This window comes from Pseudomonas sp. G2-4 (assembly GCF_030064125.1).
In the GTDB taxonomy this organism is placed as follows: Bacteria; Pseudomonadota; Gammaproteobacteria; order Pseudomonadales; family Pseudomonadaceae; genus Aquipseudomonas.
This window is the reverse complement of sequence record NZ_CP125957.1, coordinates 3863031-3890015: the sequence shown is the minus strand read 5'-3', so window position 1 is coordinate 3890015 and position 26985 is coordinate 3863031. Positions and strand designations below refer to the sequence as shown.

At 56.4% G+C, this 26985-nt stretch carries 24 protein-coding genes; 9 read left to right on the top strand and 15 right to left on the bottom strand.

The window, feature by feature from the left end:
- Positions 1 to 21: 21 nt before the first annotated feature.
- The 4 genes from QNH97_RS16900 to QNH97_RS16885 form a co-directional block, all read right to left on the bottom strand.
- Positions 22 to 879 carry a GNAT family N-acetyltransferase gene (locus tag QNH97_RS16900; RefSeq protein ID WP_283553035.1) on the bottom strand — a complete coding sequence of 286 codons (858 nt, stop codon included), beginning with the start codon at positions 877 to 879 and terminating at the stop codon, positions 22 to 24.
- Between the two features lie 261 nt (positions 880 to 1140).
- The gene (locus tag QNH97_RS16895; RefSeq protein WP_283553034.1) at positions 1141 to 2229 is read right to left on the bottom strand and encodes a DUF6161 domain-containing protein; all 1089 of its coding nucleotides are present in this window, start codon (positions 2227 to 2229) and stop codon (positions 1141 to 1143) included.
- 2 nt (positions 2230 to 2231) lie between these two features.
- A complete protein-coding gene (locus tag QNH97_RS16890) occupies positions 2232 to 3311 on the bottom strand; it encodes a hypothetical protein (RefSeq protein ID WP_283553033.1) in 1080 nt (359 codons plus the stop codon).
- Positions 3312 to 3443: 132 nt separating this feature from the next.
- The gene (locus QNH97_RS16885; RefSeq protein WP_283553032.1) at positions 3444 to 4370 is read right to left on the bottom strand and encodes a 2-hydroxyacid dehydrogenase; all 927 of its coding nucleotides are present in this window, start codon (positions 4368 to 4370) and stop codon (positions 3444 to 3446) included.
- Positions 4371 to 4656: 286 nt separating this feature from the next.
- Between QNH97_RS16885 and gabT the strand changes: the two genes are divergently transcribed.
- The 3 genes from gabT to QNH97_RS16870 all read left to right on the top strand — a co-directional run bounded on the left by gabT (position 4657) and on the right by QNH97_RS16870 (position 7229).
- The gene (gabT, locus tag QNH97_RS16880; protein ID WP_283553031.1) at positions 4657 to 5949 is read left to right on the top strand and encodes a 4-aminobutyrate--2-oxoglutarate transaminase; all 1293 of its coding nucleotides are present in this window, start codon (positions 4657 to 4659) and stop codon (positions 5947 to 5949) included.
- A gap of 89 nt (positions 5950 to 6038) precedes the next feature.
- Complete coding sequence (locus QNH97_RS16875) at positions 6039 to 6695, top strand: HAD family hydrolase (RefSeq protein WP_283553030.1); 657 nt, start codon at positions 6039 to 6041, stop codon at positions 6693 to 6695.
- 45 nt (positions 6696 to 6740) lie between these two features.
- On the top strand, positions 6741 to 7229 hold the full coding sequence (locus QNH97_RS16870) for an Lrp/AsnC family transcriptional regulator (RefSeq protein WP_003203167.1): 489 nt from the start codon (positions 6741 to 6743) through the stop codon (positions 7227 to 7229).
- Positions 7230 to 7243: 14 nt separating this feature from the next.
- Here the strand turns inward: QNH97_RS16870 and QNH97_RS16865 are convergent, their stop codons facing one another.
- Positions 7244 to 9424, bottom strand: a complete 2181-nt coding sequence (locus QNH97_RS16865; RefSeq protein WP_283553029.1) for an ATP-binding protein — start codon at positions 9422 to 9424, stop codon at positions 7244 to 7246.
- 327 nt (positions 9425 to 9751) lie between these two features.
- On the opposite strand from QNH97_RS16865, the gene QNH97_RS16860 reads away from it, so the two are divergent.
- Positions 9752 to 10669: a LysR family transcriptional regulator gene (locus QNH97_RS16860; protein ID WP_283553028.1), complete on the top strand. Its 918-nt coding sequence runs from the start codon at positions 9752 to 9754 to the stop codon at positions 10667 to 10669.
- A gap of 250 nt (positions 10670 to 10919) precedes the next feature.
- Entirely contained in the window at positions 10920 to 12101 is a 1182-nt protein-coding gene (locus QNH97_RS16855) for an MFS transporter (RefSeq protein ID WP_283553027.1), read from the top strand.
- Between the two features lie 46 nt (positions 12102 to 12147).
- Here QNH97_RS16855 and QNH97_RS16850 read toward each other — a convergent pair whose 3' ends face one another.
- Together QNH97_RS16850 and QNH97_RS16845 are read right to left on the bottom strand one after the other, a co-directional pair.
- Positions 12148 to 12795, bottom strand: a complete 648-nt coding sequence (locus QNH97_RS16850; RefSeq protein ID WP_283553026.1) for a VOC family protein — start codon at positions 12793 to 12795, stop codon at positions 12148 to 12150.
- Between the two features lie 383 nt (positions 12796 to 13178).
- Positions 13179 to 13979, bottom strand: a complete 801-nt coding sequence (locus tag QNH97_RS16845) for a DUF6630 family protein (protein WP_283553025.1) — start codon at positions 13977 to 13979, stop codon at positions 13179 to 13181.
- 216 nt (positions 13980 to 14195) lie between these two features.
- Between QNH97_RS16845 and QNH97_RS16840 the strand changes: the two genes are divergently transcribed.
- Positions 14196 to 14942 (top strand): substrate-binding periplasmic protein, encoded by a 747-nt coding sequence (locus QNH97_RS16840; protein ID WP_283553024.1) that lies wholly within the window; start codon positions 14196 to 14198, stop codon positions 14940 to 14942.
- A 283-nt stretch (positions 14943 to 15225) separates the two neighbouring features.
- Here QNH97_RS16840 and QNH97_RS16835 read toward each other — a convergent pair whose 3' ends face one another.
- The 4 genes from QNH97_RS16835 to QNH97_RS16820 all read right to left on the bottom strand — a co-directional run bounded on the left by QNH97_RS16835 (position 15226) and on the right by QNH97_RS16820 (position 19367).
- Positions 15226 to 16455: an alpha/beta hydrolase gene (locus tag QNH97_RS16835; RefSeq protein ID WP_283553023.1), complete on the bottom strand. Its 1230-nt coding sequence runs from the start codon at positions 16453 to 16455 to the stop codon at positions 15226 to 15228.
- A 10-nt stretch (positions 16456 to 16465) separates the two neighbouring features.
- The gene (locus tag QNH97_RS16830) at positions 16466 to 17779 is read right to left on the bottom strand and encodes a hypothetical protein (RefSeq protein WP_283553022.1); all 1314 of its coding nucleotides are present in this window, start codon (positions 17777 to 17779) and stop codon (positions 16466 to 16468) included.
- A 660-nt stretch (positions 17780 to 18439) separates the two neighbouring features.
- Entirely contained in the window at positions 18440 to 18835 is a 396-nt protein-coding gene (locus QNH97_RS16825) for a DUF6678 family protein (RefSeq protein WP_283553021.1), read from the bottom strand.
- A 13-nt stretch (positions 18836 to 18848) separates the two neighbouring features.
- Positions 18849 to 19367, bottom strand: a complete 519-nt coding sequence (locus QNH97_RS16820; RefSeq protein WP_283553020.1) for a hypothetical protein — start codon at positions 19365 to 19367, stop codon at positions 18849 to 18851.
- A gap of 206 nt (positions 19368 to 19573) precedes the next feature.
- Here QNH97_RS16820 and QNH97_RS16815 point away from each other — a divergent pair, with 206 nt between their 5' ends.
- Positions 19574 to 21559 (top strand): M10 family metallopeptidase C-terminal domain-containing protein, encoded by a 1986-nt coding sequence (locus QNH97_RS16815; protein ID WP_283553019.1) that lies wholly within the window; start codon positions 19574 to 19576, stop codon positions 21557 to 21559.
- A gap of 119 nt (positions 21560 to 21678) precedes the next feature.
- Here QNH97_RS16815 and QNH97_RS16810 read toward each other — a convergent pair whose 3' ends face one another.
- On the bottom strand, positions 21679 to 22563 hold the full coding sequence (locus QNH97_RS16810; protein ID WP_283553018.1) for a LysR family transcriptional regulator: 885 nt from the start codon (positions 22561 to 22563) through the stop codon (positions 21679 to 21681).
- Positions 22564 to 22677: 114 nt separating this feature from the next.
- Here QNH97_RS16810 and argC point away from each other — a divergent pair, with 114 nt between their 5' ends.
- Entirely contained in the window at positions 22678 to 23601 is a 924-nt protein-coding gene (argC, locus tag QNH97_RS16805) for an N-acetyl-gamma-glutamyl-phosphate reductase (RefSeq protein ID WP_283553017.1), read from the top strand.
- A gap of 144 nt (positions 23602 to 23745) precedes the next feature.
- Here argC and QNH97_RS16800 read toward each other — a convergent pair whose 3' ends face one another.
- Positions 23746 to 24321, bottom strand: a complete 576-nt coding sequence (locus QNH97_RS16800; protein WP_283553016.1) for a TetR/AcrR family transcriptional regulator — start codon at positions 24319 to 24321, stop codon at positions 23746 to 23748.
- Between the two features lie 251 nt (positions 24322 to 24572).
- On the opposite strand from QNH97_RS16800, the gene QNH97_RS16795 reads away from it, so the two are divergent.
- The gene (locus QNH97_RS16795) at positions 24573 to 25361 is read left to right on the top strand and encodes an SDR family NAD(P)-dependent oxidoreductase (RefSeq protein ID WP_283553015.1); all 789 of its coding nucleotides are present in this window, start codon (positions 24573 to 24575) and stop codon (positions 25359 to 25361) included.
- 234 nt (positions 25362 to 25595) lie between these two features.
- On the opposite strand, the gene QNH97_RS16790 is transcribed toward QNH97_RS16795, so the two are convergent.
- Both QNH97_RS16790 and QNH97_RS16785 read right to left on the bottom strand, forming a co-directional pair.
- Positions 25596 to 25934, bottom strand: coding sequence for a hypothetical protein (locus QNH97_RS16790; protein WP_283553014.1), 339 nt, complete (start codon positions 25932 to 25934; stop codon positions 25596 to 25598).
- A 57-nt stretch (positions 25935 to 25991) separates the two neighbouring features.
- Positions 25992 to 26951 carry a hypothetical protein gene (locus QNH97_RS16785; RefSeq protein ID WP_283553013.1) on the bottom strand — a complete coding sequence of 320 codons (960 nt, stop codon included), beginning with the start codon at positions 26949 to 26951 and terminating at the stop codon, positions 25992 to 25994.
- Between the last annotated feature and the right edge of the window lie 34 nt (positions 26952 to 26985).

The window sequence follows — 26985 nt, the reverse complement described above, 5'->3', positions numbered from 1 at the left end:
ACGTTGATGAGGACGGTTTTTTCAGCCAATGGCTTGGGTCACCAGCACGAACTGCCGCACCGCGCCGGTGGCCTCCGGGGGGGTGCCACGGGCCATCTGGGCGACGGTGTCGACGTGCTTGAGCCCGGCTTCTTCCAACCAGGGGGCCAGGCCGCTGTTCGAGGGAATGTCGATGCGCACGAAGGCATCCGGCACCTGGGCCAGCAGCAGCGCGATCAGGTGCTTGGCCTGCTCAGGGTTTTGGGCAATGACCGGGCCAATGCAGCGACCACGGCCAAAGGGGCGCAGCAGGGCGAAGGCGCACAAGTGACCGCCTTGCTCCAGGCCCACGGCATGTTCAACGACATCGAACAAGTCATTGAGAATGGCTGTTCGGTCCAGCCCACTGCCGGCATTGGCCAGCCGGATCAGCTCGGCGTGATCGGCTGTGGTCAACGTGCGGCAACGTTCGCCGGCGGCCAACTCCTGGAGGGCAGGCCCCCGCGCTTGGCCCTGATGCTGCTGGACATGCCCGAAGTCAACGAACCCCTGGCTGGCATACAACGGGGCGCCGGCCAACGTCGCATTGAGGATGGCGGTCCGCGATCCGCAGGCCTCGATGGCCAGTTCCATCAGCTTGCGACCGATCCCCTGGCCCTGGTACTCATCATCGACAATCACCAGGCCGATGGTGGCGTGGCTACCCTGGGGGCAGGTGAAGGCAGTACCGATCAGGCGACCTTGATCTTCCACCACGAAACCTTGGGCGACGCGCTGCAGCATCGCCCAGTCCTCCAAGCGGTGGGGCCATTTCAACTGCACGGACAAGGCGTGTGCCGCAGGGACATCGGCGGCGGTCATGGAACGATAGAGGTAAGTGGGGCGTTGCGAAAGGGACATGGTAGATCACCCTTGAAGAGGCACTTGATCGGACGGCTTTTATCCGTGGAAAGTGTGTGTATCTCACCTGCAACGAGGCCTGACAAGAGCGGCAAATCGATTCGGTATGTTCCGTCAGCAACGGCTCTACCGACCACATTTCTTGCTCAAATCAGCGGCCAGCCCAGCAGTAAATACCGGGCCGGATTTCAGGCTTGGGCGGAAGCGAAAGCGCGATCAGCAAAGACCCAGGCGCTGTCCGAATGACTCATTGGTGGTCTGTCAGCCCTTTTTGAAAGCAGACAGCAGGTCAGTCAGCCCTGGCATGGTCGGCCCGGACTCGTTGGAGATAAGACCGGTCTCCGAGCGGCTGAACAGCGATTGAAGGATGATTTTTCTCGATTCGTCGTCCACTTGCGTGTCTTTGCTCAGCGTCAGGTACAAGTGGGTAAGCTGCTCTCGCTCTTCTGCATCCCGTTGAAGGTGGAAAGCGCTGAAAACCAACTTGGAGAGTGTTTTGACGGTAAAGGCCAAGGTTGAGATAAGGGTGACGAAAATGAGCGCGCCCTCGATATGATTGAGGGCGATCGGTGTGCGGTCACCACTCAGCCATAGATTGAAGGACGTCCACAGGCCGATGACGGAGAAAAACAAGGTAACGCTGAGTACGCCTGTCCAGATATAACCACGTGTCTGGTGTTCCATGGCTTTTTTTGCCCAATAGGTCGCGGGGCCCTCCAGCCGAAGCTTTTCCTTATACGTGGACTCTAGCGTTTCAAGGCGGGTTGCCCAGGCGTTCTCTTCCTGCTTTTGCCACTGGGCAAATTGGTTCATCTCCTTTCTTGCTTTTTTTACGAGCCTGTATTTGACCTTGAAGAAATTCGAGTGAATTCCACGTATCACCGCCGCTTCTGAGATGGAGCGCTGTGCGAAAGAATTTTGCAGGGGAAGTTTGAACTCATACGCGGCCAAGTATCCGCTGAAGTCGTTAAATGAGCCTTGCTTGTCACTTCTTCCCAGGAAAATTGCATCGTAGAAACCGGCGGCAATAGCAGGGGCGTTCGAATAAATCTCCAGCCATTTGATTGTGGCGGGTGAGTTGCTGAAAATCCAGACGTCAGAAAGTTCTTCTTCTGGCGGCTCCTCGTCAAGCAGGTAATTCTCTTCCTGAGCGAGGTGATATTCGAATATCGCTACGCAGGCCTCTAAATTTTCCAAGGCCTGATGGGGACTCGATTTTCCTTTTTGTTGGAGATTTTTTATTTTTGGTTTCCAAAAATTCAATTCATTTCGCATGAAATCATATTGGTCGACGAGGTAGTCGAATTCAAAATGCTCTCCGCTCAACGCTTTCAGCACGAGTGTTGTCATCTTTAATCTATCAGGGCTGCATTGGTTGAGTGAATGGACAGGTCGTCCGGTCCAATGGAGCCCAGGCACAGGAGAATCAGGGAGAGGTAGAAATAACCGAATAAAAACATCCACGTTGCGGCGACGATGCTTTTGCTGTCCGAAAAAATGCTGTTCACCCGCGATGCTACGTTTCCGTGTGCGCTGTTGTTTCTAGCGGCGTAGAGAAAACAAAACACCAGGCACTCTACTCTCTGGGCGTCTGAGGTAAGGGCGGGTACTTTTATGGTGACCTTGCCGAGATCATCGAACTGCTCAATCATGGGTATCGTGATGAGTATTTTTTTGATCTCTTTCCCGAGCGCATGCGTGATTTTCCGAGATTTTTCATTGTCGGTGATTCCGAAGCTTACGTCCGTTTTGTCCGGCATTTCGGTAATGGTGCATAGGCTGGAGTAGGCCTCGCCATAGGTCCAGTAAAAATGATTGAACATCGCTGGAAATTTATTTTTAAATGACTTGTAGGATGAGGAGATATGAATTTTTCTTATTTCGTCTGTTTTTTGCGTGGCACGCTCATTATGTTTCTCGATGGCCATGCCTTTCAGAATGTAAGACGCGACGAAGTGTAAAGTCTTGTCAGGCAGGCGGTTTACGAAATCCAGTGTTATGGCTTGAGGCGTGCTGAAATCGGGAGCCAACGGAGTCTCGGCGGGCAGCGCAATTTGCGATTGCATGAACTTGTTGATTTCAACCAAGGATTTTTCAATGGCTTTCGAGTCTCCCAAGCTTTCCGCAGTAACCGATAACTTCATGTAGAGATCGTTGTAACAACTGTTGGTCGCCGTCCACAGATAGGTAAAGGCCATGTCTGGTCTTCGCGGCAGGCAGGAGTAACTGTCAACCAGCGCAGTGGTTGCAACGTAGGGGATTTTATTGGGATTGAGCGCCCAACTGACAGGGTCCAGGTATTTAAATTGGGTGAACCAGGCGAGCGCGGGGTGATCGTTGGGTAGCAGTTTTTCTTCATGAGCTTCGGCGGTGTAGGCCGTTACGAGCTTATGAAGCTTATCCAGTCGTTGTGTCCTTACGTTCTGCTTCATGCATGCTGGTCCTTCAGATGAATTAAAGGCCAAATGCTATCACTTGGTGGGCGTCATAGCTGCTGTTTTATAAAAAAACAGCAGCAGGACACAACGTTATGAGGACTGATGGGGGACATGTTATTCGAGTGATCAATAGTTCCGCTCACGGTCCACCAGGCCCCGCATCGATTCGCCCCTTTGATGCCGACGGATATTCTCCAGCAGCACGGCAAAGGCGCTCTCCGGTTGGGTCATCGCCGCGATGTGCGGCGTCAGCAGGATCTGCGGATGGTTCCAGAACGGATGATCCGGCACCGCCGGTTCTTGCGCCAGTACGTCGAGCACCGCCGCGCTGAGTTGCCCATCGGCAAGCGCTTCCAACAGATCTGCCTCGACCAGATGCCCACCCCGGCCCATGTTGACCAGGGCGGCGCCCTTGGGCAGGTGCTGGAACAATTGACGGTTGAGAATCCCTTGGGTCTGCTCGGTCAGCGGTAGCACGCACACGACAATGTCGCACTGGCCGAGGAAGGCCGGTAGTTGCTCGGTGCCGGCGAAACAGTCCACGCCTTCAATGCAATGCTCGCTGCGGGCCCAGCCCGACAAGGCAAAGCCGAATGTCTGCAAGGTGGCGAGTATCTGCCGCGCTTGCAAACCCAGGCCCATGACGCCCACCCGGCGCTGCTGTGCGGGCACCAGCCGGTGCGCCTGCCAGCAGCGTTCGGCCTGTTGCTGGCGATAGCGCACCATGTCCCGATGCAGGCTGAGCACGGCGAAACTGGCGTACTCGCACATGCCCTGGGTGATGCCCGGGTCAAGCAAGCGCACCACCGGCAGCATCATCGGCAAGCGGCTTAGGTCGAGCTGGTCCACTCCGGCTGACAACGCGAACAGGACTTGCAGGTTTGGCAATACTGTCTCGATGTCGTCCGGTGCCTGCCAGGCCGCGAGGTACTGGATGTCCCGCGGGTCGCCAATGTCCGGCCAGGCACGCCATTCGATATCCGGCGCGTGTTCGGCGAACAGCTGCCGCCAGTGTTCGCCGCGTACCGGGTCAGCTTTATAAAGCAGGGCCATGGATCACTTCTCGCCTGAGGTTAAGGAGTCTCTAGCATGCCTCAATGGCAGAGCAGGATCTGTTGAAAGGGGCCGCCTAGAAGCATCCCGCTGCGTTGAAAAGCGCCCCTCCCGGCAGATTCCATGGGGCGTAGTGCCTCTGGAGGATTCTGCTGTTTGGCGGGGTGTAAACAGTCGATCCGGATTTATCAGCGGCCAAGTTCGGCTTAGACAATCGCGTCGAACCCTTAATCTGTGAACACACCGCAGCCGCTTCCTGGTTGCGAGGCTCACGATGGGAATTGCCATGAACAGTAAAGTCGAAGAAACCCCAAGTCTGCTCCGTCAGCGTGATCGATTTGTGCCGCGCGGCCTGGTCACCGCACACCCGCTGGTGATTGATCGGGCCCAGGGCTCGGAATTGTGGGACGTGGACGGCAAGCGTTACCTGGACTTCGTCGGCGGCATCGGAGTGCTGAACATCGGCCATAACCACCCCAAAGTCGTTGCGGCGGTGCAGGCTCAATTGCAAAAGGTGTCCCATGCCTGCTTCCAGGTCGTGGCCTACAAACCTTACCTGGACTTGGCCCAGCGCCTTTGCGAAATGATCGGTGGCCAGGAGAACTACAAGGCCGCGTTCTTCACCTCCGGCGCCGAAGCGGTGGAAAACGCCGTGAAGATCGCCCGTGCCCACACCAATCGCTCGGCGGTGATTGCCTTTCGCGGCGGGTTCCATGGGCGCACCTTGCTCGGCACCACGCTGACGGGGATGAGCCAGCCGTATAAACAGAATTTCGGGCCGTTCGCCCCAGAGGTGTTCCACACGCCGTACCCGAATGAATATCGCGGCGTCACCAGTGAGATGGCACTCACGGCGCTGGATGAACTGTTGGCCACGCAAGTGGCGCCTGAGCGGGTCGCGGCGATCATCATCGAGCCGGTGCAGGGTGATGGTGGTTTCCTTTCGGCACCGGCCGAGTTCTTGCAGGGCTTGCGCGCACTGACCGAAAAGCATGGCATTGTGTTGATTCTCGACGAAATCCAGACTGGTTTCGGACGCACCGGCAAATGGTTCGGCTTCCAGCATGCCGGCATTCAACCGGATCTGGTCACCGTCGCCAAAAGTCTCGCCGGCGGCTTGCCGCTGTCCGGCGTGGTCGGCAAGGCCGAGATCATGGACGCCCCGCTGCCCGGTGGCCTGGGCGGCACCTACGGCGGCAATGCGTTGTCCTGCGCGGCGGCGCTGGCGGTGATCGAGGCCTACGAGCAAGAGCAACTGCTGGCTCGTGGCGAAGCCCTGGGGGCGCGCCTGCGTCAGGGGCTGTTGCACCTGCAAGCCCGTTACCCGCAGATTGGCGACGTACGCGGCAGCGGTTTCATGCTCGCGATTGAGCTGATCAAGCAGGACGACGCCCGCACGCCGGATGCCGATCTGAACCAACGGTTGATCGACGAAGCCCGGGCGGGTGGTTTGCTGGTGATCAAGTGCGGGGTTTACCGCAACGTGTTGCGCTTCCTGGCGCCGCTGGTCACGACTGAGGCGCAGATTGACGAAGCGTTGCAGATTCTCGACGCCGCGCTGGTACGGGTCATGGGCTGAGCACTTCGCGCAGGGGCGTTTGCCAAGGCCAGCACCCTGCGTAAATCAATGGAGCGTGGAGCGATGGGACATCATCGGAGGCTTTACAGATGAGGCTGACTGAATATCGAGCGTTGTTGATCGACTGCGATGAGGTCCTGGTGGATCGCGATTCCGGCATCTGGACCGCTTTGCAGCCGCTGCTGGAGAACCTCGGCGAGCCGCAGGACAAGGCGCAGGTGCTGGCCGAATTCGACGAGGTGCTGCAAGCCCTGTATCCACGCTTCGGCGAGCTGGGCTTCAGCGGCTTGCTGTGTTTCGCCCACCGCCAACTGGCCGAACGCTGGAAGCTCAAGATCAGTTGGGAGGAGGGTATGAGTTTCGCCCGCTCGGCCGCCAGTTGGACGCTGTTCGAGGACGCGCCGGGGGCGATGCTCTACCTGCGCAAGTTCTATCGCCTGCTGGTGCTGGGGGATCGGGATGCCGAGGACCGGGGGGCGCTGTGCGAACGCCTGGGCATCGAGCCTGAAGATTTTATTTCCCTGGCCAGTGACCCGTTGCAGGATCACGATTGGTTGCAAGCCAATGGCCTGGATGCCGAAGCTATCCTGCAGATAACCCGCCCTGGCGCCCGTCCACGCAAGGTCGGGGCCGTTTGCCTGATCTGTCGCAGTAGCGAAAACCCGTCAACACCCTGCGCGGCGGATTACTGCATCAACAGCATGGCGGACCTGGTGGCTCAGCATCAGCTGTCTTTACGACGCTGATTTTGTTAGAAGATTGTCTTACGAACGGCAGGCAAGAGGTATGCGATGGAAGGTTTAGCGAAACTGGACCGGATCGACATCAGCATTTTGGTAGAGCTTCAAAAAGACGGCCGCATGACCAACGTCAGCCTGGCCGATGCCGTGGGCCTGTCAGCCAGTCCCTGCCTGCAACGGGTCAAACGGCTGGAGTCGTTGGGGTATATCTCCAGCTACAAGGCCCATCTGAACCTGGCCAAGATTACCGACTCGGTGACGGTCTTCACCGAGGTCACCTTGAGCGACCACAAGCGCGAGGACTTCGCCAAGTTCGAATCCAACATCCGCCTGGTGGATGAAGTGCTTGAGTGTCACCTGATCAGTGGCGGCTACGATTACCTGGTGCGCTTCATGACCCGCAGCATCCAGGACTACCAGGACGTCATGGAAAGCCTGCTGGACAAGAACATCGGCATTTCCAAGTACTTCAGCTATATCGTCATCAAGTCCCCGGTGCGCAAGGACGAGATTCCGCTGCGTAAGCTATTGCGGCATTGATCGAGGCGGCGCGATCAGGTGGGGCTCGCACCGTCAGTACTTCCGTGCAACAGCGAACTGACCTGTTGAGCAAGGTCGCTCAAACTGAACGGTTTGGTCAGTATCCGGGTGGTTGCGTCGACGCGAACCAGGCTTTCGCCCTCGGCAAAGCCGGTGATGAACAACACCTTGAGGAGCGGATACCTGACCCTCATTTCCTGTGCCAGGCCGACGCCGTTCATGGTTCCGGGCAGGCCGATGTCCGTCAAAAGTAAATCGATCTGCCCCATCTGATCGGCTTGCTTCAAGGCCGACACGCTGTCCAGCGCTTCGACGACCTGGTAGTCGGTGTCGGTCAGGAACTCCGAAACCATTTGGCGAATGGCGGCTTCGTCGTCGACCAGCAGGATGGTTTCGTTGCAGCCTGGTTGCAGCGGCGGCGTCTCGTTCGATTGGGGCTGTTTAATGCTCGCAGGCGGCTGGTTGACCAGCGGAAAATACATCGTCACCGTCGTGCCCACGCCGACACTGCTTTGAATCCTGACTTGCCCGCCGGACTGTTGGACAAATCCGTAGATCATCGATAGGCCCAAACCGGATCCTTCGCCAATGCGCTTGGTCGTGAAGAACGGATCGAATACCCGAGACAGAATGTCGGCGCTGATCCCCGTGCCTGAGTCGATAACCGATATGTCTACGTACGGCCCCGGTGGCAGCGTTTTTTCGCTGGCAGACCGTTTATCGATCACACAGCTGCGCACTTGCAGCTTCAGGGTTCCGCCACCGGGCATGGCGTCCCGGGCGTTGATTGCCAGGTTCAGAAGGGCGTTTTCCAATCCGTTTGGATCACATCGGATCGGGTCGTTACTGCTGAAAGAGCACTCGACATGGATATTGGGGCCTACGGAACGCCGGATCATTTCTTCGAGACCCGCCACCACCGTCCGTGGTTCAAACACCTCAGGCTGGAGTGATTGTTGCCTCGAGAAGGCCAGCAGGCGCTGGGTCAAAGCGGCGGCACGGGTCGCGGACGTCAGGGCGACGGCGTTGTAGCGCGACAGCTCGTCATAACGCTGATTGTCGATGTGCCGTTGCATCAGCTCCAGGCTGCCCGTGATGCCTGTCAGGAGGTTGTTGAAGTCATGGGCGATACCGCCAGTCAGTTGGCCTACCGCTTCCATTTTTTGACTTTGCCGCAGCTTGGACTCGGCCAGGACGCGTTCGTGTTGTTCTCGTTCAAGTTGCTCGGTGCGCTTGGCGATACGCTCTTCCAGCAGATCGTTCCAATCCCTCAGGGCGGCTTCCAACTGCACGCGTTCGTTGATGTCTTCAACGGTGCCGTACCACTGCTCGCATTGACCGGCAGTATCGCGGCTACAAATCGCTTGGATTCTGAACCAGCGATATTCATCGGTGTGTTTGCGCAGGCGGATCTGGGCGTCGAGGGGTTGCAGGGTCGTCAGTGAGCGCTTCCATAATCGGGCAAATGACATCCGGTCATCGGGGTGCGCTGCGTTCAACCATTGGCGTCCGAGTGTCTGTTCGAAGGTCCGTCCGGTGTATTCATACCAGCGTTGATCCAGGCTCGTCACGGCGCCCTGGCTGTCGGCTGTCCAAGGCCAGAGCGGATTGAGCTCAGCGGCGATGCGGTAGTGTCTTTCGCTTTCGCGCAGTCGCTCTTCAGACAGGCGCATGGCCTGCAAGGCATTGACACGCCTTAACGCCGCGCCGAGCAGGTTCCCGTAGCCGCGGAGAAAATCAATATCGCTTTCGCTAAATTGCCGAGGACTGCGGCTGTCGACTTCGAATATCCCGTATGGCTGCGTTACCGTCGCTCCGTAGACCAATACGTTAACGAATGCCTGGACGCCATTGCGTGTTTGAAAGTCGTGGTAGCGAAACCGGGTTTCTGTCGCTCTGTCCGTTGAGATGACGGGGCGGCTGGTATGGAGCGAGTATCTTTCCGGGGTGCGCTCCAGTGCCTGTACACGGACTTTGCCTACAACATCCGGCGTCCAGCCCACACCGTTGCGCACGATGAACGTGAGGCCGTCGTCTTCCAGCAACATGAACTTCGCCAGATGGGTTTCCAATGCCTCGCCTACCAGGCGACAGGCCTCATCCAGGATGTGCTCCAAGTCGTCTGAAACCAGGGCCAGCTCACCGAATTCGGCGAGCACCTTACGTTGGCGCAGTAATGTGTCTTCGATTGCCATGGGCTCACCCTTTAAAACGTCCTAAATATCCGAGGTTTGAGGGGCGGCGAGGTTCACACCAATCGATGACCTGTCAGAAAATCGGTCGACATGGCAGACGGGCAACGCAAAAGGCCCTCCAGGGAAGGGCCTTTTGCGGCGATGCGTCTGCCTAGCCAAGCGATAATCCCGTGGCGAGGGAGCTTGCTCCCGCTGGGCTGCGCAGCAGCCCCAAACAGGCTGACGCAATCTGTCAACAGACTGCGACGCCCGGGTTCACGTTTTCGGACGCGGTGCATTTCCGGCTGCATAGTTATAATCGAACGGACTGAATATAGGGAGTCGACCATGGAGCCGCTGCACCTTGATGGCATCCCGGAATTTATCCTGGCTGTACAGCTGGAGAGTTTCACCGCCGCCGCCCTGCAGTTAGGCGTCACGAGTTCGGCTATTGGGAAAAGCGTGTCACGCCTGGAGAAGCGCCTGGGCGTGAAACTCTTGCACCGCACAACCCGAAAATTGAGCCTGACCAACGAAGGCGATGCCTATTTCGCTACCTGCCTGCGGGTCATGGAAGCGCTCCAGGACACCGAGGGATTTCTCACCTCGGGGCTGGTCGAGCCGCGGGGGAGGCTGCGCATTGACCTTCCGGCCGCCTTTGGCCGCCGGCACATCGCGCCGATGCTGATCGAACTTTCGCGTCAATACGCACAGTTGGACCTGTCCATTACCTTCGCGGAGCGCACTGTCGATATGGTCGCCGAAGGCATCGATCTGGTCGTGAGGATCGGTGACCTGAAAGATGACCCTGAACTGGTCGCGCGAAGATTGGGTGAGCAGCAGCTGGTGATTTGTGCATCCCCTGAGTATCTGAGCGATCGGCCGCCGATCAACAAGAAAGCTGACCTTCTGGAGCACGATTGCATTGTCGGGTGGCGAAGGGGAACGCGAGCCACCTGGTTGTTGAAAGGGGAAAAAGGTCTTGAAGATCAGGAGATCCGCGTCAGGCATGAACTGGGCGACGGCGATCTGTTGTTGAAGGCTGTGCTGGACGGCTGTGGGCTGTGTCAGGTCCCTACGTGGTTAGTCCATGAACAGCTGCGCAGTGGAGAGTTGGTGACGGTGCTGGACCAATATGCCGGCGCTCGAATGCCGATTAACGTCATCTGGCCGCGGACTTTGTATATCCAACGCAAGGTGCGCGTCATCATCGATGCACTGGTGACGATGACCGAATCAAATCCAGGCCTGTTTTTGCCTCGTTAGCCGGGGGGCCGTGGAGGACGAGGGAGCCGGCTTCAGGCTCAATGATTTTAGCCTCCAACGATGAAGTGATTGGAATTTCGGCCGGTTAATCCAACCGTGGGGATTGGATAGACTGTGCCCACGTATCCGAGCTGTCCAATGTTGGCGGATTAATTCACTGCAGGAATGAAATGTGTGCCAGTCGCTCAATCCAGCGCCCGGCGCACCGTAATTCTGCATGCCTTGAAAAGGTATTTAGAGACTAATCAAAATGAAAAAAGAAACGCTTTTACTGTTAACGCTTGCCCTGGCGGTATTTGCAGTCATTACCACCGAGTTGGCAATTATCGGTTTACTGCCGCAATTAGCACGGCAACTTCAAGTCAGTCCGACGGAGGTTGGCTTGCTGGTGAGTTTGTACGCTGTGGTGGTGGCAGTGACCGGCCCGTTCGTGACCTTGCTCATGTCAGGGTGGAATAAAAAGCGGGTGCTGTTGAGCATCATGCTGATATTCGTTGTGTCCAATCTGTTTAATGCCTATACGGACAGCTACTCGACCATGCTGATATTTCGCGTGGTGCCCGCTTTGGTCCATGCGGTGTTTTTCGCGGTGGCGCTCGTGGTGGCGGTCAACTCCGTATCCGCTGAAAAAAGAGCGGGAGCGACTGCAAAGGTCTTCGCTGGCGTCGCGGTCGGGCTGGTGCTGGGGGTTCCTTTTAGCGCGTTCATGGCAGATCACGTATCCCTCGCCGCTGCGTTTTTATTTGGTGCTGTCACCAGCGGTTTGGCGTTCGTCGGGATCCTGCTGCTCATGCCGTCGCTACCCACTCAGAAAAAAATGTCGTTCAAAAGCCAGCTCAACATATTGAAGCAAGGATCCGTTTGGCTCAGCCTTTCGACCGTCGTAGTTGTATTTGCCACGATGTTCTCCGGCTATAGCTTTATTGCTGAGTATTTGGAGGGAGTCACCGGCATGAACGGAACGTGGGTGAGCGCGATGTTGATGGCGTTTGGTGTTTTCGGGTTTTTTGGAAACTTTTTGTTCAGCGCCTGGCTGCAAAAAAATGCCGTACGAACCACGATTATTTATCCGGTGCTCTATATCGGTATCTATGTACTGGTTTATCTGCTCGGCGGATCATTCTCGGCAATGGTGCTGTTAACACTCTTGTGGGGGTTGCTGCACTCCGCAGGCCTGGTCATCAGTCAGAGTTGGTTAATGCGTGATGCCAGTGAAGCACCCGAATTTGCCAATAGCCTCTATATCTCATTCTCGAACTTGGGCATCACGCTAGGCGCGTCGTTGGCCGGCTGGGTCATCGCAAGTCTGGGCACCCACAATTTGGTATGGAGCAGCATCATTTTTGCCGCGCTGGCGCTTCTGAGCATCGTTGCGAAATTGAGCCTCTATGGAAAAGGCCAGGCCTCTTCTGCCCCTGCATTGGCCCATTGACCTGCCATCCTGCGTTCCAGGCGCTGAGCAGGCGCCTGATTGCCATTTACCCTCTCGAAAGCGGCAATGTTTTCAAGCCACCTGGCGTTTGAATATGCGCAAGCAAATACGGCGCTGAATCCGCTTCAAGCGCATGAAGATGAACCGGACCGGAAAAGTTCATGGCCGTCAAAATCGCCTGGATTTTTTCCGGATCCGTATGAAAGACATCCAACGCCAACAACGAACAGCCTTTGTCCTGGAGTGTATCCGTCGGATGAGGTCCATCGGCCCATTGAATGAGCGTGGGGGCTGAACCTGCCAAAGGAAGACGGCCGTCTGCCGGTAGGGTGATTTGCCAGTTCAGTGATCCTCTCGACATGGGTTCGACGTCCCCGACAATATCGTGACAGGCGTCACGCGCTGCCTGGATATCATCGGTGCGGGCAACCCAGGTGGCAAGGCGCGCCGGTGAATGAGGACCCAACTGATCCAGGCCGAACCAGCGGGCGCGGCCGGGGTTTCCAGCGGACGGGTCCACGGCGATCACTTCCAGGTAGAGCCCGGGGCCAAGGTGAAGCAGCCTGTTGTGGGTACCCATGCGCGAATGGGCGCCGCCCGCTTGAAGGTCGACGCCCAATGCAGCTGTCACGGACGCGCAGCCGGTGTCCAGGTCCGGCGCCACGACAACGAGGTGATCAAGCGTGGTTTTCATGTGTTCGGCTCCTGCTTGGGGCAGATCTCCCAACGTTCACTGTATGAACGGTAGAGGTGGGTTAGGAGGCATCTGTGGCAATCAACCGAAAGACGGCATCGGCCCCAACGAATGCAAGATCCAGGCGATTGCGGCTGCGGCTGCCAGCACCGCAGCCGTCAAGCCGATAAACAGCCATTTCAAGATTTTCGGCCACTTCGATGGCTCGGTCCTCGGCGCGAGCGCCTCCACCGTGAGCCGCATTTCTTCGGCGCATCGCGGGCAAGCGGCGTTGTCTGCGAGGATGAGGGAGCCGCATTGATCACAAGTTTTCATAGCGTCGGTTCGAGACTCAAAGAAGGTTTAGCCAGCCGCCACGCCTGAACATCGCGGCATAAGGACGCTTAATATTTATAGACAATGCCCAGCTTACCCATGATCTCCAAGGCATTGACCAGGCCCAGCCCATTCATGGGCAAGCAGGCAAAGGCCTGGTATTCATCGAAATGCGTGCCGAGGGCCAGCAACTTCAAATCATGGGCTTCCAGCTGTGTGTTGAAATACTGCAGCAGCGCCCGTTCCCAATCGTTGGCGCGGTTAACAGCCTCGAGGGTCTTACCGTCAGGCGTAGGGATTTCAATGCCCAGCTGCCGCAGCGGTGCCAGGGCATTGACCGCATTGACCCCACAGGACGACCACTCCTTCCATTCGAACTCAGCCAATTGCTGGGTCTCGGTAAGCGCGGACGCGACTTGCGTCCATGCCCAATCCCACTGCGCGGTAGGGGTCGGCATTTTCTCAATGAGCGATTGCGCGTGGGCCTCGTCGAACAGGCAATCAAACAGGTCGGCCAGGGTCTCGGCCAAATCGAGTCGAGGCCCGTGCTCCTGGGTGTCCATGTCTTGGCTCAAGCGCTGCCACACACTGCCCAGCTCACGCCAATCCTCGTCATCCATCTCATCATCGATCACCTGTGCCTTATGGCCGCGCTGGTAGTTATCCAGGCACGTCTTGCGCACCCGAATCCTGCCCTCGGAGAGATCGACCTCATAGCTGCGGTAATCCAGATAGTTGGTTTGAAAAACGATGCGCTCAGGAAACACCTCATGGGTGAGGTCTTCTTCGGCATCGAAATAGATCGCACCCTCAAGCGTGCCATGAGCGGTGGTAATACGTTGAAACGACAAGGGGTCGATTGGGTTCATGTGGGTTGGGCCACTGGGAGGAGGGCGCAAAGGCAGGCGCCGTGCACGTTGGTCGATATCCGGTTCGCGCTGATCGTACACCAAGGTCGAGGGGTTGCTAAGGTCAGGAATGTGCACTGTGTCAACTGTCAGGCATGTGTTTGGGTCTATGCTTACCCTGTCTTCTTGAATCAGGCCCTCCATGCACAAACACCGAACAGTCCTCCGGGAGAACACGTGAAGCACTCGACACCGGCTGCAGCGCTGCTCTGTCTATTGCTTGGCACTGCGGTCGGGGCCGAGGAGTATCAGGTCGTCACCGAAGAATGGGCACCGTACAACTACCAGGAAAACAATCAGCTCACCGGCATGACCACGGAAATCGTCCGGGCCATCATGACGCTGACCGGGGATAAGTTCGAGGTGCTGCTGCAGCCCAGTATGCGCGCCACCCAAGTACTGAAGACGCGGCCAAAGACCATCATGTATTCGCTGTTTCGCACGGCGGAGCGCGAGCCGTTGTACAAGTGGGTCGGGCCGATCGTGGAAGAGTCCATCCACCCCTATCAACTGGCCAAGGCGCCGCCGGTGAACTCCCTGGAGCAACTGCTGCACGCCTCGCAGATCACCACGCGACATGCCGGCCTGGTGCCGACGATGCTGCAATCGCTGGGCTTCAACAACCTGGACAAAAGCGCCACCGAGAGCAAGTTGCTTTACCGCATGCTACTCGCCGGGCGCACCGACATCATCGTTGGCGACACCGACGCGGGGGTGGCTTACTACAGCCGCCAGTTGAACATCGCCCCGGGCACGTTGCGGAAAATTCCTATCGAGCTCTATCGTTCGTCGTTGTATATCGCTTTTAGCTTGGACTCTGAGGATGAAGTGGTCGCGGCGTGGGCCAAGGCTTTGGAGCAGTTGCGGCGGTCGGGGGAGTTGGAGCGGATTCAGCGGCGGTATGAGGGGGCGGTTGGGCAATGAGCGCGGAACCGGAGAAAGCCGGCCCCGTAGGCGTGATAGAAGAAGCCATAGTCAACCAAGTAGTTAAGTGCTTCAGGGGTATACGGGCCGAGCTTGGGTAGGGCGATGCACAGATGTCTTCGGTGCGTCCAATGAGGTTGGGGGATGGTTGGGCCATGGCTCCTAGGATAGAGGGTGGTGACGCGAGCCAGGATCAGGCAATCAGGCCGGCCAGCGTCGGTGTAACGACGATTACCGGTCTGCGGCACTGCAACGGGCCAGCAGCAACAACGAGGATTAGCGCTTAACGGAACGTCCAATGGGTAACTGGTTTACCCACGGGTTCTAGACCAAAGCGATTATCAGGTTTGATTTGTTTTTTTTGAAAAATATCGTACATGTCACTAAGTATCGACTTACTTCCGTAATAGGAATGCCCTATAAAACTGAAGCTCGTATCAGCATGTGAAGCATCAATGGTGTCTATGCCTTTCAATAACGCGAGGCTTGCACCAGAGTCGCCTAGCCTGGGGGAACCATGGAATTTTCTGGATAGTTTCAGTGCTTCATCATTAGATGATGCGTATAAAGTTAAGTTTAAATTTGCGCCGGTAAGGTAAGGCGCTATGTCTCTTTTGAATATTCTTGTGTCAATATCGGGGGCGGCAAGAATTATGGATTTTAGTTTTGCGGTGAGTTCGGGTTTTTCTCGGATTAATGAGGTGAGTGAATTTGTTAATGCTCTGGTACCCATGCTATGACCAACTAAATATACATTTTCTGCTGCAGTGGTGCTTAGAAAGTCAGATAGAAATTTTTTGAAATGAGGTTCGGACCAGGCTATGTTTTGTTCATCCCAAGGATAGGTCGCGGTGCTTTTTTTTGAAGGCCAGCTATAAAAAATAGCGGCGCCTTCAAATTTAAGGTCTTGCGCCATTTGGGCGGTTCTTAGTGCTGCATCTGAGAAGCTGACATTGTATCCATGCACAAAAATAAAAGCATTCGAGTTTGAGGTTCTGATGATTTGGCTTTCTAGATTTTCAAAAAATACTTCTTTTCCTATAATTTTTGTGGATAGGAGTACCATATGTTTTTCTGGGTTCTCTAGGCGTTTCCACCCAAGCATTGGACCTTCGATGACTCCGATTTGATGGTCGAAAGGGATGCTGACATCGCAGGTGCCGTAGAGTAATTCATCTTCACTTTCATTGGGTACCTCTGTGAAAGGTTCTTCTCCATCGACGGTGTTGCGCGTCCGATCAGTCGCAAAATTGACTCTAATTGTTTTGTAGTTCGGTGCTTTAGCCGGCTGCGTTGATGTTGAAATTACTTCGTGTAAAACTACCTCAGGCGTTCCAGTAGATGCGGGGTTGTAAATTATCTTTGGGTCCCATTCAAGATGTGCGTATTCAGTATGCAAAGCTTCGTTATCGTCGATGAATACTGCATGATTTTTGTCTTGTTGTGTTGTGCAGCCAGTAACTAATATGCATGTGCTAAACATAGAAGCCAGGATTATCCGTAGGTGAGTCATGGGAGGTTCTCTATTGGCTGAATGGACATTGTACGAGAGCATTAACAAATGCTGCTTTGTTCGCCACCGTCCTGGTACGAATTGCATCTTGATATACAAGTGCATCCTCGATTGATAAGTCTGTGCACTGCCCCAACAAATCGTTGGCCTGGGTAGCTACGATGGAAACGTCTGAAGGAAGTATCGCTTTTTCGCTATCGAACCATATTGAAGCTAAGTTTAGGGTCGCGAGCTTTCTTTTCTGTGAATTTGGCGGGCTGTCCTTGATAGATTTAAGGGTGTGTATAGCGCGACCGCGAATCTCGGTACTTTCCAAGCTGTTCCTGATTTCTTGCATTTTTTCTGCGGTTAATTGGTTGTTTAAAATGCTTGGGCCAGTTGCTGCGATACTTGATTTTAGTGCGGAAAAAATTATCTGTTGAGCATCATTGCTCACTGCGTTTTTAGCTTTGCTTACTTCAATAACCATGTACGAGTTGTCTGTATAAAAGCAATCCGCAGTAGGCTCGGGGATTAAAGCACAACGTGAATGAACGACCCTTCCTGTAGCATCATTATAGGCCAGAGTGGACCAGGGAATTTGTTGGGTGCGGTCTTCGCTTCTTATCAAAACATAATTTCCTGCTTCAATAGCAGCAGAGCTTGGATTCGCTGTAGCGTTTTCAGTGGTCGGGCTTTTCAAATCGAAGGAAAAAGTAAATATGTTATCATCCTGATCATCTTTGATAAAAACCTCAGCTAAGGACGAAAGGATCGCAGTGGCTGGATGCGCAGGCGGATAAAAAGTTTCGCCAAGTCCCGCAAGGTTAGCAGCGAGGTTTCTTAATTGGGTGCCGTCGGTGTCTAGTTCTATTATATAAAAATCAAATTTCAGCGGGTTTCCGCCATAAGTTATTGGGCCGAAGACGCCATGCAAGTTTGATAGATTGAGAAACTGCCCGCGGCGTACGTCATTGCTGTAAAAAATAACTTTGGAGCTTTTTATTCCGTCGCTTCCAAATTTTCTATTGCAAGGGTCCTCGCATGTGCTGGAAACAATTGCAATATCCCCCGTTGTGGGTTCATTTCTAACGACACGCAACAGGCTCCTGTATTCAGTGAAATCTTTTACGAAAACTTGTTTTAGAGAAACTGTTATTGGATCGCCAGCGCTGATTAGGTTTGCTGCGGCTTCGGAACGAACATACTTGGGGTTTAGATTCCCTTGGTTGGTGCCGGGTCTGTTATATCGGTAATCAACAGCTCCTTGGTTGCTGATGGCACAAGCGGAGCAGAATGCAATTAGCGATAGTATCATTACGTTCGCGAGGATGCTGCGCATCATAAGTGACGTGCTCCGTATGTGGTTTTTTTATTTTTTACTTTTCAATGCAGCATAGTTTAGATTTTTTTTACGTAAAGCCGATTTCCTGTATTTTTATCGAAGGGCGTTTTGAAGCACTGCTACCGAAGTCCGTTGTGGCCTTTGGTTTATAAAAAGTGCTTCAAAAATGATTCACTAACACGGTGTAGTGGACGGAATGTTATGTGAATTGCCGCAGGCATCATCGCCGTAGCTCACGGTGTTGGCGATGGTTGAGTAATACTGGCGGTCGAAGATGTTGTTGGCGTTGACAGCTCAATCGCGTCTACGGCGATATTTCAGTCGCCCCAGGCCATTCTCGACCTGCTCACGCAAACCAATAGCCACTCCAATCATCGGAAAACTGTCAACGCTCGAAGCGTTTGTAAACGTCGTAGATCGTTGGTTAGAGCGATTGAAGGGGGACACACTTGCAATCGGCCCGTGTAATTGAGCACGTGGTATTGACGCCTCACGCGTTCGAGATTGAGGAGGTCACTTCGCAGAGTCGCCGGAATCTGCAACGTGCAGGGCCGAAAGTATCCCACGCGCAATCGCTTTATCGGTTGTTGAAAGCCTGAAATGGCGGTTGGCTCTACTCAGTCTGTTTTTACCGAAAGCCGTTAGTCGAAAACGCTTGATTCAGCACCAATCGGGCTGCAAGCCTTGTCTTGTGTAACCCCATACACGCGGTGTTTCACCTTCCAGCGAAAACGGAAGATTGTGTTTCCTTAGCGTGGACAGCAACCAATCGAGCGAAACCGCTCTGAGTTCGATCCACTCAATTTCTGCTACTGGATGGATGTGGTAATGCCAGTCGCCATCCCAGTCTGTGCAATAGCCGCTCGGAGCTAAGGTACTGTGCAATCTGAACTCTGGTTTCATTTCCGGCGTGCCGAGCATTGCTTCGATCAGTTCGGCCCATTTGGTGTTATTCATCATTGGCAAAATCGTGCTGGCAGTCAGCAGCTTGCGAAGCTTCGCTTTTGCAGCATCTTCGGGTTCGGGAAGTTGACGCTTCAGAACCGTATTCCTCATGGGCTCACCCGCTCTATTTGACGAACCTAAGGCAGGCAAAACCCGTCTTGATGCGTAGCTGTTGAATGGGCTCGATGCTCTCCTGATCGCCGATTTTTTTAACGACGCCAATTCCGCAGTAATACTGGTCGCTGGTAAAGATGGGAAGGATGCCTGTCTTGGTCTGACCCCAGAAGCCGGTCTTCAAGGTGTAGGTGGCGCCGTCCTGCGGCGTGAAAGAAAAAGGTATTTGACACTGGCTACCTCCGACGACGTTCCAGTAAGTCAATACCAGCTCTTTGCCCGCTGCCATTGGCGATTCGATAAATCCATTGGTATAGGGCAGTGTCGTGAACCCCGCGTAGCAGCCCTTTTCGTTGAAAGTCATGGCGTCCAGCTTGGTGCCGCGTTCATATTTAAGGCGAACCGTAGCCGAGGGCTCATCCGGACTGGGAAAAACATATTGCTTGCCCTGAAGCAACGAAGTGCAACCGCTGAGTGCTACGGCTCCCGCCAGCAAAGCACACCAGGCCAACTTGTGATTCCCGTACATCATCGCTCCTTGATACTTTCGAGCTCCCCAGTACATATCAGGGGCCTCGGATTGCAGGTTAGGGGTCTTATGGTAATGGATCTTGCGAAGACTTAGGCAGCTCCTGGGGAAGGTCGTCCAAGAACCTTTCTTCGTTTCGTAAAGTGGCAACCAGACTGAACCGTGTCTATTGTTTTTGGCGACAAATAGCTATCGGAGGCATGGAGATGAGTCAGAGCATTTCGCCCGCCGCTTCGGCTGTAGGAAACATGGGCATGGTGGTCACGACCTTATGGGGTTCGGACAACATCGGAGGTATCACGGTCGATCCGGACGGTGCTATCTGGCTTGGCGCTTACAGTCGCCTGGGACTGGGCGGCGAAGAGGATTCAGGCTTCACCGGCAGCCTGGTCCGGTTCAATGCCAACGGTAGCCTGGACCGCAACTTCAGTGGAGACGGTAAATCCCTCCTGCCTGTGTCGCTCGATATCGAGGACGGCGGTAATGCCGCGGTGCAGCCGGGAGGGGGCTACCTGGTGGCGCAATACGTGAAAGTGGGCGACACCTGGGTGTCAGGCGTCAGCCGTACCTTGGCTGACGGGCGCCTCGATACGAGTTTCGGGAACGGCGGTACCGCGACAGTGCCTTTCTACTGGAATGACTCTCTAGGCCAGCAAGCGTCGTTCTCCGTGCAACGCGACGGCAGTTTTTTCGCGAGCGCTGCGTATCCCTCTGGGGAGATCTATATCGCCCGCTTCGACGCGACGGGGGCCTTGGTCTCGTCTTTCGCAGAGGCCGGAATCCTGCACCTGCCTGCGTCCGTCGGCATCCACCCCAGCGGCACGATCGACGTTTCGCTGCAGGGAGACGGGAAGGTATTGGTCACGGGGCGAGATACCCTGACCCGGCTCAACCAGGACGGCACCCTGGATAGCAGCTTTGCGAACGGCGGCAGCCTGGCCCTGGATGTTCACGCAGACGCCCTCGTCATCCAGGATGACGGCAAAATCCTGCTGGCGGGCGCGTCGGGCGGTGTGGCGACGGTTATCCGACTCAACGCCAACGGCTCGCTCGACACCGATTTCGGTAATCAGGGTCAGATGAGTTGGGGCTCGGAAAGCGCGCCTTTCGCCGTAGCCGACATGATCGTGCTGGCCGACGGCAAGCTATTGATTGGCGGAAGCCAAGGTACGAGCGCGGACGGCTATCTGGCCGCCTTGGTTCAGTTGAACCCCGACGGTAGCCTGGACCACAGCTTTGGCAATCCCGACGACGGCTATTACCACCTTGACGGTGGCCGCGATGATGACTTCTTGCTAGGTACCGCCTCGTTCGACGATGCGATCTTTGGCGGGGCCGGTAACGATCTGCTCGATGGCCAGCAAGGTCGTGACCTGCTGACAGGCGGCACCGGCGCCGATACGTTCCGTTACCAGTCAGTCACAGACAGTTACCGAACCGCAACCGCCGCCCATAGCGACCGAATCACCGACTTCGACCCCAGCGTCGATACGATCGACCTCTCGTCCATGGGCTTCCTCGGGCTGGGCAATGGACATGACGGAACGCTGGCGATACGAGTCAATGAAAGCGGGACGCGGACCTACCTCAAAAGTTTCGATGCCAACGCGGATGGGGAACGCTTCGAAGTGGTTTTCGACGGTGACTTGGGCCAAACGCTGAATGAAACCAACCTCCTGTTTCAGCAAGCCAGGTTGACGGGCACCGAAGAGGCCGATCGTTTACAAGGCAACGCTCGAGGCGAAATCATCGCGGGGGCCGCGGGCGATGATCGTCTTTATGGAGCGCTAGGGGATGATGTATTGGTTGGCGGAGAGGGCCGGGACCTATTGGTGGGTGGCGGTAACAACGATGTGTTCCGCTTCGACGTACTGAGCGACAGCTACCGTACCGCCACCGACAACCACACTGATCGCCTGATCGACTATACCGTGGGTGAAGACAAGATCGATTTGTCCGCCTTGGGCTTTACCCGGCTGGGAAATGGTTACAACGGCACGTTGGACGTGATTTTCAATGAAACCAAGAACCTGACTTACTTGAAGAGCTACGAAGCCGACGCCGATGGGGCTCGATTCGAGTTGAGCTTGGCCGGAGACCACTCCGGTTACCGTAACTTGGACATCATCTTCGCCGAGCCCCCGGAAGAGGAGGTCTTTCAATTGATCGGAGTGGCTAACTTCTGGGTGTAGAACGCCAACCTGGTTATTCCTTGCCTTGGGCTGCTTCCTGAGCGGTCCAAGGCGCTATGCGTGAGGAAGACCTCCATATAGGGCAGCTTTAGGTCGATTGCTGCCCTTGGTCATTGCACCTACCCAGCACTCAACCCCCACAACACATCCAGCACATGTTGCGTAGACCGCTCGACATCGCCACCCCGGTGGGCAATCCCCAGCTCACGCCATAACAAGGGCTGCAATGGCCTCATGACGATCCGGGTATCGGGCAATGGCGTGGAGGCTTCATGCGGCAATAACGTCGCGCCATAACCGGCAGCCACCAGGCTTTTGATCGCATCGTTGTAGTTCAGTTGAATACGCGGTGTAGGCTGGCGTTCATCAGTGGCGAACCACTCCGACGTCAAGCGTGAAAGCCGGGTGGTGTTGTCATTCAGAATCAATGGCTGAGCGGCCAGCCAACCGGGCGTGACGATATCCGGGCAGTCCCAGCGCGCCGGCAAGAAGGCCATGACCGGGTCCCGGCGCCATGGCTCGATCCGCAATCCCTTCACCGGCGGCTGGGGCAGCGCGACCAGGCCGATCTCCAACGAGCCCTCGGCAAGCTTCTTCAACGTCTCCTGCGAGGTGAGTACCGCGACCTGCACATCGATGTCAGGATGGCGTTGACCTAACGTCTCCAACGCTTGCGGCAGCAACTGGGCGATGGCTCCCGTAGAGGCTCCTAGCCGCACACGCCCGGCAAAGCCCTGCACCTGACGCTCGACGTCCTCCAGCGCCTGCTCCGCATCCGCCAACAGGCGCCGCGCGCGGTCCACCAGTGTTTCGCCAATCGTCGTAGGCTGAATGCGTCCACGGGTACGTGACAACAGCTGGCCACCAACCCGCGCCTCCAGATCGGCGATATGCAAGCTGACCGTGGGGGGCGCAAGGTGCAATGCCCGAGCGGCCTCGGCAAACGAACCCAAGTCGACAATGGCCACCAATGTGCGCAGCCGGTCCAGGCTGATCTCGCGCATGCGTCACTCCATGTTCAGGAAAGCTGAATTTTATCGTTTATAAATTCAACTTTTCCAATCTTAGCCGTTCACTGAAGATGGAATCTCCTGATTTCCTATGTCCGGGAGCATTCCATGGCAATTCCTCATGTATTCATCGACGGCGACCAAGGCACTACCGGGTTGCAGATCCATCAGCGCCTACGCAACCGGACCGATCTGCGGCTCGTCACGCTCAGCCCCGAACATCGCAAGGATCCGCAACGCCGCGCGGAAATCATCAATGACTGCGACATCGCGATTCTCTGCTTGCCCGACCCCGCTGCCCGCGACGCTGTAGCGAGCATCGCCAATCCTGCTGTCCGCGTGATCGATGCAAGCTCCGCGCACCGTACCCAGCCAGACTGGGTCTATGGTTTCCCGGAGATGAACTCGCAGCAGGCCGGACGAATCGCCACGGCGCGGCGTGTCAGCAATCCCGGTTGCTATCCCACGGGAGCGATAGGGCTGCTGCGTCCACTGCTGGAGGCTGGGCTTGTGCCTACGGACTACCCGATGAACATTCATGCCGTGTCGGGTTACTCCGGAAAAGGGCGCGCCGGCGTGCAGGAGCATGAGGGGGAGGGTGCATCGCAAGCGCCCGCGTTCCAGGTCTACGGTCTGGGGTTGGCACACAAACATATTCCGGAAATACAGCAGCACAGCGGTTTGACGGAGCGGCCGATGTTCGTGCCAGCCTATGGGGCTTTTCGGCAAGGGATCGTGCTGACCATCCCCTTGCAACTTCGGTTGTTGGCGCCAGGCGTGGATGCGGGGCGTTTGCATGCCTGCCTTATGCAGCACTACGCCGATGCACCCTCTGTACAGGTGATGTCGATGCAGGCGGCTAAAGCGTTGACGTACCTTGATCCCCAGGCGCTTAACGGGACTGATGGTCTGCGATTGGTGGTGTGTGAAAATGACGAAATGGGACAGGTTCTGTTGGCGGCGGTATTTGACAATCTTGGGAAGGGCGCCGCTGGCGCGGCGGTGCAGAATCTGGATTTGATGATGGCGTGAACAGGGGACCCAGTGCCGTTCGAGCCAATGGCTTGATGCTATTCCCTCTCTGTTCAGGGCTTGGCAATGACGGCATCAGACGAGTCGAAAACTGCCGTAACGCTTGCTGAATAGCAGCACGAGATGTCAGGGGCTTCGCAGAGCTTACTTGCTGGTAGATAACGATGCGGTCATCTCTGCGTGACACACCGCCAGAATTTCATCCGCCAGCGCCGAGTCGTCAGGACAGGCGCGCGATAACACGATCGCACCCACCGCACGCGCCAGCAGGTCGATCATTTTCTCCCTGGCCTCACCCGCTGGCGCATCCGGCCCGGTCGGGTATTTTTCGCCGAGCATTTGCAACATGCGCTCAATGCCCTCAGCGAACGCTGACTTCAAATCGCCGGACTGACGCGCCGCGTCACCGCACAACGCCGCCATGGTGCAACCCGTGGCGCGTCCGTCGCGATGATCCCTGGACACATACACATCGATGAAATCCTGGATGCTCAGCGCTTCGGCGCTGATCAGCGATTGCGTGAGGCTGTTGGCCGAGGCCTCAGCCATCAAGTCAGCCTTTGAACCGAAATGTTTGTAGAAACCGCCATGGGTGAAACCGGCAGCGGCCATCAAGTCGGCCACGCCGACGCCGTCAAAACCGCGTTCGCGAAATATGGCCGAGGCCGTTTGGACGATATGTTCGCGATTTGCCTGGGCCTGGGCCTTGCTCACTCGCATGTTCGATACCTCGTTACCGCTTGGAAATTCATGGGTGATGATACATAGATGTCATCCATAATCAAAGTTGTTGACAGTTTAGATTTCGATCATCATCCTAAATGCCAGCAATCTGAAATTCACCAACGGGCACGGAACAAGCACCCATGAGCGACCAAAATCTGTTTATCCCTTGCACGCAGGCACAGGCCAATCGGGCCTGATTTCTGATTGCGCATCCACCCCCCATTTTCCCGAAAAGAGCTGACATCATGACTACTCGTCCTACCGTTCTCATCACTGGCGCTTCCACCGGCATCGGCGCGGTTTACGCCGAGCGTTTCGCTCAACGCGGGCATGACCTGGTACTGGTCGCCCGCGACCACTCGCGCCTGGAAACGCTCGCCGCAAGGTTGCGTGACAAGCACAGCGTTGCCATTGAGGTGCTTGCGGCCGACTTGACTCAACTCAGCGACCTGCACACTGTCGAAGCGCGTCTGCGGGATGACGAGCGCATCGGCATCCTCGTCAACAACGCCGGTGCCGGGCAGTCCGGCACCTTCATCGAGCAAAGCACCGACAGCATTGCGCAACTGGTGGCGCTCAACACCACGGCGCTGGTGCGACTCGCCAGCGCCATCGCGCCACGCCTGGCCAAAGCAGGTGAGGGCGCGATCATCAACATTGGATCGGTGGTGGGTCTGGCGCCTGAGCTCGGCATGACGGTCTATGGGGCGACCAAGGCGTTTGTGCTGTTCCTTTCCCAAGGCCTGAGCCTGGAACTTTCGCCTCAGGGTGTTTATGTGCAAGCCGTATTGCCCGCCGCCACCCGCACTGAGATTTGGGACCGCGCCGGTATCGACATCAACACCTTGAGCGAAATCATGGAAGTGGACGACCTGGTCGATGCCGCACTGGTCGGCTTCGACCGCCGTGAACCGGTGACCATTCCTCCGTTGCAAGAAGGCGAACGCTGGAACGTCCTGCAAACCGCGCGTCAGGGTCTTATGTCGCAGATCAAACAGTCCGCCGTGGCGCAGCGCTATTTGACTCAAGTCTGAAACCTGTCGAGCAGGGGCGGCCTCGCCCCGCAATCTGATGGAATAAACAGGGTGCTACATGATAGCCGCAGCGTTTTCCGGGCGTTGGGGGAGGCGCGTCGCAGAAGGGCGGAGCCGTCGCGTTGATGTCTGCGACTGCATCCGCCACGGCGACGGCTAATGGTCTGGGTGACGATAGACCGTCACGAACCGATCATGGCGGGTTGATTCTGGCGCCCAGGACTGGATGCCGCCTTAAGGCTTAGGCTTGCCCAGTTGTTTGCTTGTCTCGGCCACGATGGCGCTGAGGCCCTGCTCGTTGATCTTCTTCCAATCGCTGTCTGTGGCCAGTTGCATGCTGTCGCGTGCGCCGGAAATAACCTCCAGTGGCGCGGCGTCTTTCAGGTGGGCCTTGTTATTCACCGCGATGCTGAACGCGCCTGGAGAGAACCACGACCAGTATTCGATAATGCGCACGTTCACGTTGGCGGCGCTCGGCGTGGGTGTGCTCACCACTTGGTATCCTGCCTGCTGATAGGCTGTCGCCACCGCATTGCCCACCAATTGCGACACGGTACGGCCCGACGGCAGCACTACATCGCCCAGCCCTTGGCCGGAAGCGCTGCGCGCACCGGGCTAAATTGACTGCTCTCAGGGATTGGAGCTCATCCGACCCAGGATCGCCGTGCGCAGGCAACCCCAGGCGATGACGCCAATGATCAACCCCACGACGATGCCCACCAGCAAGCTGACTGCAAAGCTCCATGGTTGCTCGGCCCAGTAGAAGATTGTAGAGCCCGTTCGAAAGCCGCTGACGCGCAACCGCCCGGTAAACAGCGCCGGCACCAAGGCAATGATGTTAGTCAGCTCCAGCACCGCGAAGAAGGCACCCAATAGCGTGAGCAAGGCACGTGCGGGAATGCCGAGTTTCTCGGTCGCCTCAGGCGCAGGCGTGTCTCCCTTTTCCCGGCGCTGCCGGGCTTCCCTCACCGCCTTACCGCTGGTGGGGGCTGGCGCAGGCCGATAGGGCACCTTCACAGCCGCCGCCGAACCCTCGATGACCTCGGTGGGCACCGCCACGTTCAGGTAGTCGGCCAGTTCACGCAGCCATACGTCGGTGCGCTGGCTTCCCGGCACCACCGGAACGTTCTCGGTCGTCAGACGGTGCGCGGTGCCATCGCGCATCATCAGCCACAGCTGGGTGTGGGCTCGCTCAGCGTGTGGACGGCGACGAAGCTCGAGGTACTGGGCGTCGTCGATTCTGAAGACCGAATGCACACGCTCGCGGCGCCCAAAAAAGTTTCGGGTGAGGCGCTTGCCATCACCGTCGACTCGCGACAACACCAAGGTCTCGCGGATGCCGGTGTACACCACCAGGAGCAGGCCAAGGGCAGGAATCAGCAGCCACAACAGCACCATCAATATGGCGGACAGTGGATCCACGTCAGCCATCAGCGCGGCTCCATCAACGATCACAAACACGGCGAACGCCACCGGTAAAATGAAGGCCAGTGTTCCTGCCAACAGCACAAATGCGCTCTGCACCAGGTTGCGTGAGTGGATGAGCAGGTCACCCTGCGCGGTGCGCTCGAACCGGTGTCCAATCAACATGCAGAACTCCAGATGCGCGCTTGTTTTGACCGAT